This is a genomic window from Lactobacillus isalae (genome assembly GCF_947539375.1).
Taxonomy (GTDB): domain Bacteria; phylum Bacillota; class Bacilli; order Lactobacillales; family Lactobacillaceae; genus Lactobacillus; species Lactobacillus isalae.
On record NZ_OX443569.1, the window covers coordinates 2,041,410 to 2,057,013 of the forward strand.

Below are 15,604 nucleotides of genomic sequence, written 5' to 3' on the forward strand. Positions count from 1 at the left end.
CAAGCTAAGTTTATTAAGAATAATCGTTGGCAAGGCCAGTAAATCAGGTTGTTAGCTAGATACAACCTGAAGAATTCAGATTGTATCTGTGCTGGCTGTGTATTTATTGTGGTCTGCATGGAACAACATGCAGACCTTTTCTTTTATAATCAAAGCAATAGGGATCTGCATGGAGTCAGATTCCTATTTTTTTGGAGAAAAATTATGAAAAGAATGTATGGACTAATAGTAATTTTAATAGCTTTTTTGACAGTAGCTTTTTTTGGAGAAAATCATCAGCAAGAAGCTAATAAAAAAATTCCACAAGTTGGCGTTTTGACCTTAATGCATCACCCAGCTCTTGACGAAATATATCGAGGCTTCAAGGCAGAATTAAAATCGTCTGGTTATGTGAATGGGAAGAATGTTCGAATTGATTATCAAAATGCTAATAATGACCAAAGTAATTTGCGCACCATGGCTACGAGATTAACTGATGAGCAATCTGATGTACTGGTTGGGATTACTACACCTGCTGCACAAGCTTTAGCAAATACCACTAGTAAAACGCCTATTGTTTTAGGTGCAGTAACAGATCCGAAGGCGAGTGGCTTAATAAAAAATCTAAGACATCCTGAAGCGAATATAACCGGTGTGTCAGATGCAGCTCCCGTTAGTCAGCAATTAGATTTAATCAAAGAATTTATGCCAAATCTAAAGACTTTAGGAGTAATTTATACTTCAAGTGATTCTTCTGCTGTTAGTGGTTTTCATGAAATTGAACGTGAATGTAAAAGAAGACAGATAAATTTAAAGTCTTTCTCAATAGCAAACAGCAATGATCTTAATCAGGTATCAGAGCAAATGTTTAGTCAGGTAGATGCGGTAATTGTGCCAACTGATAACACAATTGCAGGGGCAATGGAGACTTTAGTTAAAAATGGAAATGCGGCTAAAAAGCCTATTTTTCCAGCTACTGCAACTATGGTTAAGCAAGGAGGCCTTGCAACGTATAGTGTTAACCAGTATAAGCTAGGAAAGATGACTGGAAAAATGACCGTTGCTCTTTTAAAAGGAAAAAAGGTCAGTTCATTGCCTATAGAGAGAGTTAAAAAAGGAGAACCTGTAATTAACTTAAAAGAAGCAAAAGAACTGAATTTACAAGTACCGCAAAAGTTCTTGAGAGAGTGTCAGAGAAATGGAGTTGTATATAGATGAATTTAATCGTATCTGCAATTGGGCAAGGATTATTATGGGCTTTGCTTGGTTTAGGACTATATTTAATATTTAGAATTTTAAATTTCGCTGATATGACAGTTGAGGGAACATTTCCATTGGGAGCAGCAGTTGCTGTAGCCAATCTTGCTCATGGAATTTCGCCATATTTAGCTACTTTCTTAGCACTAATTGCTGGAATGGCGGCAGGACTAGTGACTGGCTTGCTTTATACTAAGGGAAAGATTCCAATTTTACTTGCCGGAATTTTAACTATGACTGCAATCTATTCCATTAATTTACGAATTATGGGTGGTTCTAATATTTCGTTAATTGGTAAAAAGACGCTACTTAATAATGAGTTTTTAAAATCTCTACCCCAATATTTCAATAGTGTGGTTTTAGGAATTATAGTTGTAGCAATTATTACGATAATTTTAGTTTTCTTTTTAAATACAGACTTTGGTCAAGCTTTTATTGCTACTGGTGATAATCCTAAGATGGCTAAATCATTAGGAATTCATACGGATTCAATGGTAATTATTGGGTTAATGCTCTCAAATGGAATCGTAGCTTTATGCGGAGCTTTGATTGCACAAAATAATGGTTATGCAGATATCAACATGGGAATTGGAACTATTGTTATTGCGTTAGCTTCAATAATTATTGGTGAGGTAGCATTTGGTGAATTAACGCTAAATCAAAGACTAGTGGCTGTGACGTTAGGAAGTATTATTTATCGCTTGATTTTATTAGCAGTCTTACAATTAGGATTTTCAGCTAATGACTTGAATTTAATTTCTTCTATTGTTTTGGCTATCTGCATGATGCTACCGCAATTAGAAAAAATTGTACATTTGAAAAAGCCGATAGAAAGAGGTGTGAAGAAGCATGACTAAGCCAATTTTAGAATTAAGAAATGTTAAAACTACTGTTAAGACGGCTGATGGTGAAATTGTTCCTATTTTGAAAGGGATTAATCTAGAAATTAGGGCTGGTGATTTTATTACAATTATTGGAACTAATGGTGCGGGCAAGTCTACACTCTTTAATACTATTGCAGGGAGTTTAAGACCTGATAGTGGAACGATTTTTCATAATGGACAAGACATTACTAAGATGAGTGAAGAAAAACGGACGCAATTTATTGGACGCGTCTTCCAGGATCCTAAGATGGGAACCGCGCCAAGAATGACAGTAGCAGAAAATCTTCTGTTAGCGACTAAGAGAGGTAAACGAAGATTTTTAAAAATCAGAAAACTCAAACAAAATTTACCACGTTTTAAAAAGCTAGCATCAGTTATGAACAATGGCTTAGAGAATCGCTTAAACACCTTTGTAGAGGGACTATCAGGTGGTCAAAGACAAGCTTTAAGCTTTTTAATGGCAACAATTGAGAAACCTGACATTTTATTGCTAGATGAACATACTGCTGCTTTAGATCCCCACACTAGTGAAAACTTATTATCGGTAACGGATAAGCAAATTAAAGAAAATAAGTTGACTGCTTTGATGATTACGCACCATATGGAAGATGCTTTAAAATATGGAAATCGACTTTTAGTTTTAAAAGATGGAAAAGTTAAGGCAGATATTGATGAAGAAAAGAAGAAAAATTTAAAAGTAAGTGATCTTTATAACTACTTTGAAGATTAATTAGAAAGCTAGAGCTAGTTGTCGGTTCTAGTTTTTTTAGTTAAAATAATTTTTAACTGTTTTAAGTATATTTTTAATGTTTAAAGAATGAGTGGGAAAAGCTGTGAATAATAAAATACATAAGATAAGCCTGTTTTCAGCGATAATGCTAGCACTTAATTCGTTAATTGGATCTGGATGGCTATTTGGTGCAGGTTCGGCTGCTAGAATTGCAGGCCCAGCAGCTATTTTATCTTGGATAATTGGTGCGGTTATTATTATTTCTGTTGCCTTAACCTATGTTGAACTAGGAACTATGTTTCCAGAAAGTGGGGGCATGAGTAAATATGCCCAGTATAGCCATGGGCCAATGCTTGGGTTTATTGCTGCCTGGGCTAATTGGATTTCTTTAGTGACCTTAGTGCCTATGGAAGCTGTAGCGGCAGTTCAGTATATGAGTACTTGGCCGTGGAAGTGGGCAAATTGGACGCATCACTTTATGCAAGATGGAAATATTACCACGCCTGGCTTATTAGTAGTATTTGCGTTTATGATTATTTTTACTCTGATTAACTTTTGGTCAATTAAGATTATGACGCACTTTACTAACTTGATTTCTGTCTTTAAAATATTGCTGCCGACACTTACGGTTATTATGCTATTTGCATCAAGTTTTCACCCTGAAAATTTTGGACATAATGCTCAAACCTTTATGCCGTATGGAAGTAGAGCAATTTTTGAAGCAGTATCAGGCGCAGGAATTATTATGTCTTATGATGCCTTTCAGACTGTTATTAACATTGGGGGAGAATTAAAAAATCCCCGTAAAAATATCGTACGTGGTGTTTTAATCTCTATGTTTATAACAGCAGCAATTTATATTTTGCTCCAAGTAGCCTTTATCGGGGCGATAGATCCAGCAATGCTGGCTAAAAATTCATGGCATGGGGTTAATTTCGCTTCTCCATTTGCAGATATTGCAATTCTTTTGGGAATTAATTGGCTAGTAATTTTGCTTTATATGGATGCATTTGTCTCTCCATTTGGAACAGGAGTAGCTTTTGTTGCGACTGCTTCTAGAGCACTAGCAGCAATGACGCATACTAAACATTTACCAGCGTGGCTAGGTAGACTTAATCGTCGTTATTTGGTACCTCGGTTTGCGATGATTGCTGATCTAATTTTGGCAACGATTTTAGTTAGTGTTTTTAGAAATTGGAATTTATTAGCAACAGTTATTGCGTGTGCAACTTTGATTGCTTATTTAACTGGACCAGTTACAACGATCACATTGAGAAAGATAGCACCGAACTTAGAAAGACCTTATAAGCCTGCGTATATGAAATGGTTTGCGCCACTTACCTTTGTCTTGACTAGTTTAGCTATTTACTGGACAATGTGGCCAACAACTATTCAAGTTATTTTTGTAATTGTTTTAGGAATTCCGGTTTATTTCTATTATGAAATTAGATATCAAAAAAGAAATTTCAAATCACAGTTTAAGCATGCTGCCTGGCTTTTAGGATATTTAGTGTTTATTTCAATTATGTCTTATTGCGGAAGCGATGGTTTTGGGGGCCAAAATTGGATTGCATACCCATGGGACTTTTTAGTAATTGTAATTGCTTCATTAATTTTCTACAAACTTGCAATTGATACTGGTCTAAAAGAAATTGATCCTGCTGCTATAAAAGTAAATGAAAAAATTAAGCTTGAAGATGAGTAGGAATTAATGGCCCTACTAGAAAATAGCTTGAATTATAGTTTGAAAGGTGCTATTCTTAACTAGTCGTAAAATAATCTATGATCTGAAATATTGGTCATGGCAAAGGAGTATTAAACAATGAGAAAAGGGATTCATCCAGATTACCAAGAAGTTGTTTTCATGGACTCAGCAACTGGTGCTAAGTTCGTAGCTGGTTCTACTTTAAAGCCAGAAGAAACAATTGAATTCGAAGGTAAGACTTATCCATTAGTTCGTGTTGAAGTTTCTTCAGATTCTCACCCATTCTACACTGGCAAGCAAAAGTTTGCACAAGCAGATGGTCGTATCGAAAAATTCAACAAGAAGTACGGTATGTCTTCAAAGAACTAATAATTCTTGGTTTTTACCAAAAGAGCAGCCCACTTTGGACTGCTCTTTTTTCATGCTTAACGTGGTATAATTCTTAATGATATGCACGTGACCTTTTTCTTACAAGTAGAAGTAAGTATAATAGGGTTACATGCAATTTTAAGTAGGAGTAATTTATATATTATGAAAATGCAACTTGCTGAGATCGCTAAAGCATTAAATAGTTCGGTTAATATGGGAGAAGATAAGGTCATCACATCTGTGGTTTTTGACTCAAGAAAAGCAACTCCCAATTCTTTGTTTATTCCCTTAGCTGGAGCAAGGGATGGACATGATTTTGTATCTAATGCAATGGCAAATGGAGCAGAAGCAACCCTGTGGAAAAAAGGTCACGAAGGAAAGCCGACAGATGTACCAGTTATTGAGGTAGATGACCCCTTAACTGCACTTCAAGCTTTGGCTAAATATTACTTGGGTAAAGTTAATCCAACTGTTGTGGGAATTACTGGATCAAATGGGAAGACTACAACTAAGGATATGGTTGCGGCTGTTTTATCTAAGAGATTTAACGTTCATAAGACACAGGCTAATTTTAATAATGAAATTGGTGTACCAGTCACGATTTTAGAGATGAAGCCATCTACTGAAATTGTAGTACTTGAGATGGGGATGGATCGTCCTGGACAATTACATCATTTAAGTGAATTGGTAAGACCTGACGTTTGTGTAATTACCATGATTGGTGAAGCTCACATCGAATTCTTTGGTACTAGAGATAAAATCGCAGACGCTAAGATGGAAATTACTGACTTCTTAAAGGAAGACGGTAAGTTTATTTATAATGGGGATGAACCTTTATTAGAAGAGCGTGCAGCTAAGATTAAGCAAGATAAGAGTACCTTTGGCTTTAGAGAAGAAGACACCATTTTTGCGACTACATTTAGGTCTTATATGCATCATGCTACTTTTGAAGTTAATGATTCAAAGAAGCAATTTAAGATTCCAATGATTGGTAAGCATAATGTCTCAAATGCTCTTGCAGCAATTAGTGTGGGACGTCATTTTGGTGAAAATGATGACCAAATTGCCCAAGCTTTAGCTAACTTTACCCCAACTGCAAATAGAATGCAGTGGAAAAAGGGAGATGTAGGCGAAGCAATTATGGATGATGTCTATAACTCAAACCCAACTGCTGTCAAGGCAGTTACGACATCATTTGGTCAAGTAATGGTTGAAGATGGTGGTCGTAGAATCGCAGTTCTAGGCGATATGTTAGAACTTGGGGACGAGTCTGCAGATCTTCACGCTTCACTTGCAGATGCCTTAGATCCAGCAATTATTAACGAATTATATTTATACGGTCCAGAAATGAAGAACTTATACAATGCACTTGTTGATAAGTATCAAGCAGCTAATTTGCACTATTATCCACAAGATGAAATGAACCATATGATTGATGACTTAAAGAATGATATTAAGCCAACTGATATTGTAATGCTAAAAGGATCACATGGAATGCATTTAGAAAAGGTTTTAGACCGTCTAATGTAGGAAGGAATTATATTTTTGAAATTTTCTGAAATGAACTTAAAACCTGAGATTTTGAAAGCAATTAAGCGCTCAGGTTTTGAAGAAGCTACACCAATTCAAGAAAAGACTATTCCATTAGTTTTAGAGGGAAAAGATGTAATTGGTCAAGCACAAACAGGTACTGGTAAAACTGCTGCTTTTGGTTTGCCAATTTTACAAAATTTAGATAAGCAACATGACTCAATTCAAGCTATTATCATTGAGCCTACTCGTGAGCTAGCTATTCAAACACAAGAAGAATTGTTCCGTTTGGGCCGTGATGAAAAGGCTCGTGTTCAAGTAGTCTATGGTGGAGCAGATATTCGCCGCCAGATTCGTGCTTTAAAGCAAACTCCAGCAATCTTAGTAGGAACTCCAGGACGTTTACTTGATCACTTGAAACGTGGAACAATTGATATTTCTAAAGTAAAAACAATTGTTTTAGATGAAGCCGATGAAATGCTTGATATGGGATTTATTCAAGATATTGAAAGTATTTTAAATTATGCTTCAAGTAAACATCAAACCCTGCTTTTCTCTGCAACAATGCCAAAACCGATTTTACGAATTGGCGAAAAGTTTATGAATGATCCTGAAATTGTAAAAATTAAGGGAAAAGAATTAACAGCTAATTTAATTGATCAATATTTTGTAAGAGCAAAAGAAAATGAAAAGTTTGACATTTTGTGTCGCTTGATTGATGTTCAAAATCCTGATCTAGCTGTTATTTTTGGAAGAACCAAGAGACGCGTTGACGAACTAACACGTGGCTTGCAGGCACGTGGCTATAATGCTGCTGGAATTCATGGTGATCTTTCTCAAGCTAAAAGAATGAGCGTTTTGAAGAGATTCCGTAAGGGTAAATTGGATATCTTAGTAGCAACAGATGTAGCTGCTCGTGGATTAGATATTTCAGGAGTTAGTCATGTTTACAATTATGATATTCCACAAGATCCAGATTCTTATGTTCATCGCATTGGTAGAACTGGACGTGCTGGGCAAAATGGAATGTCTGTAACTTTTGTTACACCAAATGAAATTGGCTATATGCGTACTATTGAACAATTAACGCATAAAAAGATGATGCCACTTAAACCACCAACAGATGAAGAAGCATTTAAGGGACAATTAAGTGCAGCCAACAAGAAGGTGGCTGAATTATTAGATGGTGATCTTTCTAAATATACTGAAGAAGCATCTCAACTTCTTGATGATTATTCAGCAGTTGATTTAGTTGCTGCATTGTTAAAGAATTTGTCTAAAGATGCTGAAAGTGTAAAGGTTAAGATTACACCTGAAAAGCCACTACCATTTAAATCAAAACATGGTAATAATAACCATCATTTCAAACGTAATTTTAAACGTGGCGGAGATCGTAATGAAAGATATCACCGTAAGCCAAATGCTCGTCGTGGTGGTAGAAAGCATGATTTTGTAATTAAGAAAAAAGACTAGTTTTTTAATCAAGAGCTGTAGTTGCTACAGCTCTTTTTTGTAATATAATGTATCAATGTGTGAGGTAAAAATAATGATTAGAGGCGTAGGTATTGACTCAGTCGAAGTTGAACGCATGAAAAAGATTGTTGAAAAAGGTGATAAATTTGCCAAAAGAGTTTTAACTCCTGAGGAATTTGCCCAATATCAACAATTAAAAGGAAAACGAAAAGTGGAATATCTTGGTGGACGTTTTTCATTAAAAGAATCTTTTTCCAAGGCAATGGGGACTGGTCTAGGTAAATATATTGGTTTTCAAGATATTGAAACATTATGGGACGATTTAGGACATCCAGTAATGACGTCAACTAAATTTTCTGGAAATATTTTTCCTAGTATCACACATGATGATCATGAGATTATAACATTTGTAGTTTTGGAGGAATTAAAATAATGGTTCCAGGTATTCATCGCCCAGCTGTAGTAAAGGTTAACTTGGGCGCAATTAAGAGAAATCTTGAAAACGAAATGAAGCATCTTGAGTCTGGACAAAAGATGCTTGCAGTTGTGAAAGCCAACGGTTATGGCCATGGTGCAGTTGAAGTGGCTAAAGTAGCGGATAAAGTTGGAGTGGCTGGTTTTTGTGTTGCAATTTTAGATGAAGCCTTAGAGTTAAGACACGCAGATATTACAAAACCAATTTTGGTTCTAGGTGTAGTTTCTCCCGAATATGCTCCAATTGCTGCTGTGAATGATGTTTCTTTGACTGTGCCAAACTTAGAGTGGCTTAAAGAAGCAGAAAAATATTTAGAAGAGTCTAACTTACAATTGAAGATTCATATAGGTGTAGATTCAGGAATGGGTAGAATCGGATTCAATGAAGATGAAGATTTCATTGCTGCTAATGAATTTTTAGAGAATAATGATCACTTCTTTATTGAAGGGATGTTTGCTCATTTTGCTTCTGCCGACAGTAATGATGAGACTTACTTTAAGCATCAATGCGAGAAATTTAATCACATGAAGAGTTTACTTACTGTAAAGCCAAAGTGGATCCATGTTGATAATACTGCAGCAAGTATTTTTCATGATGGAATTAAGAGTGATTTGGTTCGTTTTGGAATAGGAATCTATGGCCTAAACCCTTCTTCTAATCCTAGTTCACCTGATTTAACATCAAATATTGAGTTGGATCCAGCATTATCGTTTGAAAGTGAATTAACGCATGTTAAGACAATTCATCCCGGAGACGGTGTTGGTTATGGCTCAACCTTTGTAGCAGATAAGGATACCGTTATTGGAACTGTTCCAGTTGGCTATGCAGATGGTTTTATTAGAAAATTCCAAGGCTTTAAAGTTAAAGTAGGAGATACATACTGTCCAATTGTTGGCCGCATTTGTATGGATCAATTTATGGTTGAAATGCCTAAGAAAATGCCAATAGGGACTAAGGTTGTGATTATTTCTGATAATCCAAATGATCCAAATAATATTAAAGCTGCCGCAGATTACGTTGATACTATTCACTATGAAGTTGCTTGTTTGTTAAACGATCGCTTACCACGTGTATATTACGAAGATTAAAATAAAAAGAAAAGCTCGATTAACCAGATTGATTGGTTAATCGAGCTTTTTATTGATTAGAATTAATCTTTTAATTCACCAGGTTGTTCTGCACTGCGGATTGTTAAACCAGATTGAAGATCTTCAATCTCGGCAACAACAAATCCTTTCTTTTCAAGACGATTTACAATTGCAGTCATAGTTTCGCGAGAAACACCAATTGGAAGGGTGAAAAGATTACGACGTACTAGTTCTCCAGTTTTAACATCTAGAGTTAAACACCCAGCAATATTACTGTATTTAGAAATAATCTTAGCCATTTTAACTAAGTTACCACGATCGTTATCTGAAAGAATAGTCAAAACATAAGAACCATTTTTAATATTCCAGGCATCAGAAAGCATGTCTAATAAACGAGCGTGAGTTAAAATTCCATAGAAGTGGTTTTCTTCATCCAATACAGCGATGTATGGGAGGTCTTTAATGTTAAAGAATACACGGAAAAATGGTGAATTTACTTTGATAGTTTTAGTAGCGTTTTTAAGTAGATAAGTTACAGGAAGATTCATATCTCCGCCTTGAGACTTATGACGGTAGATGTGCATTTTATAAATGTTCCCACGGAAAATAGTACCTGTATCGTCTAAAATAGGAACACAACGAAAGCCAGAGTCTTCTAAGATTTTTAATGCTTCGGCAAGAGTAGCTTTTTCGTTGACTGTAGTTAAGTAGTCTTTTTTATAAACAAGAGATTTAATTAGCATGATTTGCCTCCATACATCTGAAATTTACAAGCCATTATACCATAGTTTTATATAAAAATTAAAGTCTGATTAAACAACTTTAATTTGAAAAAGAAAAAAGCATCCACACACAATGTGAATGCTTTTTGGATAGGAAAAGTCTTAATTATTGACGAACTTTTACGCCAGTTTCTTTGAAGGCCTTGTCCATAACTTCTTTCAATTGCTTTGCAGAAGCTTCCATCTTAGCTTGTTCGTCAGCGTTTAATGGCATTTCAATAACTTGTTCCAAACCGTGACGACCAACAACTGCTGGAGTACCAATGTGAATGTCGTGTAAGCCGTATTCACCGTCCATAGGTACTGAAAGTGGAAGAACTCTGTGTTCATTGTTCAAGATAGCCTTAGTAATGAATGCTAAAGCAGTACCGATACCGTAGAAAGTAGCACCCTTCTTGTTAATAATATCGTAAGCCATGTCAGCAACTTCCTTGTGGATTGCTTCAAGCTTGTTTTCACCAACTTCTGGGTGAGCCTTTACCCAGTCGCTAACTTTTACGCCACCAACATTGTTGTAGCTCCATACTGGGAATTCAGTATCACCGTGTTCACCAAGCATGTATGCGTTAACTGAACGTGGGTCAACGTGTTCCATTTCACCGATAACTTTTTGAAGACGACCAGTATCAAGTGAAGTACCTGAACCGATAACACGATCCTTAGGGAAACCTGACATTCTCCAAGTTGCGTGAGTTAAGATGTCAACTGGGTTAGCAGCAACTAAGAAAATACCATTGAAGCCAGATTCAACGATTGGTTCAACGATTGAAGATAAAATCTTTAAGTTCTTGTTAACAAGGTCAAGACGAGTTTCACCTGGTTTTTGTGGAGCACCAGCAGAAATAACTACTAAGTCAGCGTCTTTTGCGTCTGAGTATTCTGCAGAGTAAATAGTCTTTGGTGCGATCCAAGGAGTTGCGTCTGCTAAGTCAATAGCATCACCTTGAGTTCTTTCTTTAACGATATCAACGATACCTAATTCTTGGGCGATACCTTGTTGAACTAATGAGAATGCGTAAGTAGAACCTACAGCACCGTCACCAACAAGAATAATCTTATGAATTTTTTCTTCTGACATTTGCTAATACTTCCTTCCATATTAGTGATTTATTTAACAATAAAGATTATATCATATTGGAATTTAAAAATTAAAAATATAAATTTAAAGATCTAATTAATTATTTGTAAGTAAGCCTGTGCTATAATCTCAAGAGCAACAAGGATATACATAATTAAATATTTATTAAAGAGGATGAAAAAGAATGAAGTTAATCGCTGGTTTAGGTAATCCAGGTAAAAAATATGATCAGACCAAGCATAATACTGGTTTTATGGCGTTAGATCACTATTTAAAAGAAAATAGTTTAGATTTAGATAAGGATAAGTTTGAGGGATTATGGACAAAGCAAAAGATTAACGGCGAAGATGTAATTTTCCTTGAACCTCAAACTTTTATGAATGATTCAGGAAAGTCGATTGCGCAAGTTGCTAATTTCTTTAAGATTGCGCCTGAAGATATTTTAGTTATTCATGATGACATGGATATGCCAATTGGAAAGATTAGAATTCGTGCAAATGGAAAATCGGGCGGTCATAATGGAATTAAGAGCATTATGGCTTGTTTAGGAACAAATAATTTTAATCGTTTAAAGATTGGAATCCGTCATCCGCAAAAAGAAAGTGTTGTTTCTTGGGTATTAAGTCCTTTTAATGATGAACAACAAAAGTTAATGGATAAAGCTTTTGAAGTAAGTGAAAATGTCATTGATGATTTTATTAAAGGGAAAGATGCCCAATATTTAATGAATCAGTATAATTAGAATGAACATTACAGAATTACTTAATAAAGATAAAGATTTAGAAACATTCATCAAGCAAGCTCCAGCAAAAAAAAGATCTCTTTTAACTGGAATAAATTCTGGAGCTTTAGGTGCTGTTTTAATGCAAATGTTGAAAACTTGGCAGCACCCGTTAATTTTAGTTGAAGATAGCGAAGAAAAAGCTCAAACTCTTTTAGATGAGTTAGGAAATTTGTTGCCAGATGATATGATTTTTGGCTTTCCGGTTGATGCCACAATTGCTACACAAACTGCTGTAGCTTCACCTGATGAACTTAGTCAACGATTGCAGACTTTGAAGTTCCTGAATGAAAAAAGAGCAGGTATTGTCGTTGTAACTCCACAAGCTTTGCAGTATAAATTGAGCGATCCGCGAGATTTTGCTAAGACTAAGCAGGTATTTAAACCTGAAGCAGAATTTGATTTAGATGAAGTAACTACGTGGCTTACGCAAGCAGGATATCGTAGAGAAAGTATTGTGGCACGTCCTGGAGAATTTGCACGTCGAGGCGATATTCTTGATATTTATCCCCTAGACCAAGAAAATCCTTTTAGAATTGAATTCTTTGGTGATGAAGTTGATACGGTAAAAGAGTTCGATGCAGCAACGCAGCGAAGTTTGGAAGAAAAAGATAGTATTTCAATTGGCCCAGCTTTAGATAGAGTTTTTTCACTTCATAATCTCCATGAAGCAGTAAAAAAGATAAAACAAGATATGGATAAATCAATTGCTGAAGAAGAGAATGTTAAAAATCATTTTGTCAAAACAATTGATTTATTAGAAGCAGATGGTCTTCCTGAAAATTATGCTTTTTTGATTGATTATTTACTGCCAAAGTCTTTCAACTTAATTGATTATTTAGATAAAGATGGTCTACTTTTATTTGATGATTGGCAAACAATTAAAAAGAACGTTGCAGATGTAGACGCTCAGAATGAAGCTTTTATTTCCGAAGAAATAAAAGCTGGTGCAATGCTCGATAGTCAAAAGTTACGTCATAACTTTGAAAGGGTAGTTCAGAGGGCAAAAAAGGCACAAGTTTTATTCTCGCTTTTCCAAAAAGGCATGGGTAGGTTAAAGTTTGATCAAATTCTTAACTTTACTACACGTGAAGTGCAACAGTTCTTTAGTCAGATGCCATTAATTAAAAGTGAACTGACGCGCTTTGCCAATGAGAAAAACACGGTTATTTTGCAGGCCGATTCTGAAACACGTGCAAAGCAAATTGCTCAAAATTTGGTTGATTATGGTGTTGATCTTCCAATTGTTAAATCGGATCAAGTTGTGGAAAAGAAAGCTCAAATAGTTGTTGGCGATTTTGCACACGGTTTTGCTATTCCTAGCTTGAATATAGTTTATCTAACAGAACGAGAACTATTCAATCAAAGACCGCACCATCGAAAGAGAATAAAGACTCTTGAAAATGCCCAACGTTTACGGAACTACAACGAATTAAAACCAGGAGATTATGTTGTCCATGTCAATCATGGTATTGGACGTTTTGAGGGAATTAAGACTTTAGATGTAGATGGGAAAAAGCGCGATTATATCACAATTACTTATCAACATCATGACCAGCTATTTGTTCCAGCTGATCAACTAGGCTTAGTTCAAAAATATGTAGCTTCCGAAGGGCGAGTTCCACACATCAATAAGTTAGGAAGTTCTGAATGGGCCAAGACTAAGAAACGTGTTCAATCAAAGGTTGAAGATATTGCTGATGATTTGATTGAATTATATGCAAAGCGTGAATCTGAAAAAGGATTTGCTTTTAGTCCTGATGACGATCTGCAAAAAGAATTTGAAGATGCTTTTCCCTATCCTGAAACGCCTGATCAATTGCGTTCAATTAGAGAAATTAAAGCCGATATGGAAAGTCCCAAACCAATGGATCGTCTTTTAGTTGGGGATGTTGGCTTTGGTAAGACTGAAGTTGCTCTTAGAGCGGCTTTTAAGGCTATTCGAGATGGAAAGCAAGTCGCATTTTTGGCACCAACAACTATTTTGGCGCAACAGCACTTTGAAACAATGCAAGATCGATTTAAAGATTTTCCAGTTAATTGCGCACTTTTGTCACGATTTCAAACTCCTGCTGAAGTTAAGGAGATTATTGAAGGCGTAAAAAGTGGCGAAATAGATATGGTTGTTGGTACACACCGTTTGCTATCAAAAGATGTGCAGTTTAAGGATCTTGGATTGTTAATTGTTGATGAAGAGCAGAGGTTTGGCGTTAAGCATAAAGAAAGACTAAAAGAGCTGAAAGCAAATATTGATGTTTTAACTTTAACAGCTACGCCAATTCCGCGTACTTTACACATGTCGATGGTTGGCGTAAGAGACCTTTCTGTAATGGAGACGCCACCAACTAACCGGTATCCAATTCAAACATATGTCATGGAAGAAATGCCAAGTGTAGTTCGTGAAGCAGTTTTAAGAGAAATGAAGCGCAATGGACAAGTATTCTTTTTACATAATCGAATTGACGACATTGATAAAGTTGTTAGCCGACTCGAAGAATTAATTCCAGAAGCTAAAATTGAATATATTCATGGACGCATGAGCGAAAATCAAATGGAAGATATCATGTATCGTTTTTCAAAAAATGAATTTGATATCTTAGTGACGACAACAATTATTGAAACTGGTGTTGATATGCCAAATGTTAATACGATGATTGTGGAAGATGCAGATCATTATGGCTTAAGTCAGCTTTATCAATTACGTGGACGAATTGGTAGAAGTGCCCGTTTAGCATATGCTTATTTCTTATATCAACCAAATAAAGTTTTAACAGAAATTGGCGAAAAAAGGCTTAGCGCAATTCGTGACTTTACTGAATTAGGGTCAGGCTTTAAAATTGCAATGCGCGATTTGTCAATTAGAGGGGCCGGCAATATGTTAGGAAAGCAGCAGCACGGCTTTATCGATAGCGTCGGGTATGATTTATATGCTCAAATGTTAGATGATGCAATTAAGAAACGTAAGGGTAAGAAGGTTGCTGTTAAATCTAATGCAGAAGTTCAGTTTAATTTAGAAGCATATATTCCCGATGATTACATTGCTGATCAAGAGCAAAAGATTGAATTTTATAAAAAAATCAAAGGAATTAATGATCAAAAGGAAGCAGAACATATCGCCGATGAATTGATTGATCGATTTGGCGATTATCCCCTAGCAGTAGAAAATCTACTAAATGTGTCTGCTATTAAAGCTGATGCGGATTTAGCGCAGGTTGTTGCAATTACGCAGAAATCAAATGATAAATTGCAGGTTATTTTTAATAATCGTGCTAGTGAAGAGTTAGAGGGTCCAAATATTTTTAAGGCCTTAGAACATGTATCTTTAAGAGCACGGATCAATATGGATCCACAAAAGAGATTAAATGTCATGCTGGAACTTGAGAAAAATATGAGTACCAGACAATTATTTAATGAACTGCATACTTTCTTAGAGGCAGCCAGTGACATTGTTCAAAGATAAGGAGAAAGTAATA

13 protein-coding genes are annotated in these 15,604 nt (G+C 35.7%); 11 read left to right on the plus strand and 2 right to left on the minus strand.

Going from position 1 to position 15,604, the window contains the following annotated elements:
- The first annotated feature begins 204 nt into the window (after nt 1-204).
- The 9 genes from trpX to alr all read left to right on the plus strand — a co-directional run bounded on the left by trpX (nt 205) and on the right by alr (nt 9,490).
- Nucleotides 205-1,197, plus strand: a complete 993-nt coding sequence (gene trpX / locus QM512_RS09820) for a tryptophan ABC transporter substrate-binding protein (protein ID WP_282805489.1) — start codon at nt 205-207, stop codon at nt 1,195-1,197.
- Nucleotides 1,194-2,093 (plus strand): ABC transporter permease, encoded by a 900-nt coding sequence (locus tag QM512_RS09825; protein WP_282805490.1) that lies wholly within the window; start codon nt 1,194-1,196, stop codon nt 2,091-2,093. The genes trpX and QM512_RS09825 overlap by 4 nt, the downstream gene beginning before the upstream one ends.
- A complete protein-coding gene (locus QM512_RS09830; protein ID WP_282805491.1) occupies nt 2,086-2,850 on the plus strand; it encodes an ABC transporter ATP-binding protein in 765 nt (254 codons plus the stop codon). Before QM512_RS09825 ends, QM512_RS09830 begins: the two co-directional genes overlap by 8 nt.
- A gap of 91 nt (nt 2,851-2,941) precedes the next feature.
- Nucleotides 2,942-4,555 (plus strand): APC family permease, encoded by a 1,614-nt coding sequence (locus QM512_RS09835; RefSeq protein ID WP_282805492.1) that lies wholly within the window; start codon nt 2,942-2,944, stop codon nt 4,553-4,555.
- A 117-nt stretch (nt 4,556-4,672) separates the two neighbouring features.
- Entirely contained in the window at nt 4,673-4,924 is a 252-nt protein-coding gene (locus QM512_RS09840) for a type B 50S ribosomal protein L31 (RefSeq protein WP_282805493.1), read from the plus strand.
- Nucleotides 4,925-5,086: 162 nt separating this feature from the next.
- A complete protein-coding gene (locus QM512_RS09845; RefSeq protein ID WP_282805494.1) occupies nt 5,087-6,454 on the plus strand; it encodes a UDP-N-acetylmuramoyl-tripeptide--D-alanyl-D-alanine ligase in 1,368 nt (455 codons plus the stop codon).
- Between the two features lie 15 nt (nt 6,455-6,469).
- Nucleotides 6,470-7,927, plus strand: coding sequence for a DEAD/DEAH box helicase (locus tag QM512_RS09850; protein ID WP_282805495.1), 1,458 nt, complete (start codon nt 6,470-6,472; stop codon nt 7,925-7,927).
- 73 nt (nt 7,928-8,000) lie between these two features.
- Nucleotides 8,001-8,360, plus strand: a complete 360-nt coding sequence (acpS, locus tag QM512_RS09855) for a holo-ACP synthase (RefSeq protein ID WP_282805496.1) — start codon at nt 8,001-8,003, stop codon at nt 8,358-8,360.
- Nucleotides 8,360-9,490 (plus strand): alanine racemase, encoded by a 1,131-nt coding sequence (gene alr / locus QM512_RS09860; protein ID WP_282805497.1) that lies wholly within the window; start codon nt 8,360-8,362, stop codon nt 9,488-9,490. Before acpS ends, alr begins: the two co-directional genes overlap by 1 nt.
- Nucleotides 9,491-9,552: 62 nt before the next feature.
- Here the strand turns inward: alr and cbpA are convergent, their stop codons facing one another.
- Nucleotides 9,553-10,233, minus strand: coding sequence for a cyclic di-AMP binding protein CbpA (gene cbpA / locus QM512_RS09865; RefSeq protein WP_282805498.1), 681 nt, complete (start codon nt 10,231-10,233; stop codon nt 9,553-9,555).
- A gap of 145 nt (nt 10,234-10,378) precedes the next feature.
- Nucleotides 10,379-11,350, minus strand: coding sequence for an L-lactate dehydrogenase (locus QM512_RS09870; protein ID WP_004898900.1), 972 nt, complete (start codon nt 11,348-11,350; stop codon nt 10,379-10,381).
- Nucleotides 11,351-11,534: 184 nt separating this feature from the next.
- Here QM512_RS09870 and pth point away from each other — a divergent pair, with 184 nt between their 5' ends.
- Nucleotides 11,535-12,092, plus strand: a complete 558-nt coding sequence (gene pth, locus QM512_RS09875; protein ID WP_282805499.1) for an aminoacyl-tRNA hydrolase — start codon at nt 11,535-11,537, stop codon at nt 12,090-12,092.
- A gap of 1 nt (nt 12,093) precedes the next feature.
- Entirely contained in the window at nt 12,094-15,591 is a 3,498-nt protein-coding gene (gene mfd, locus QM512_RS09880) for a transcription-repair coupling factor (RefSeq protein WP_282805500.1), read from the plus strand.
- The last annotated feature ends 13 nt before the right edge of the window (nt 15,592-15,604 follow it).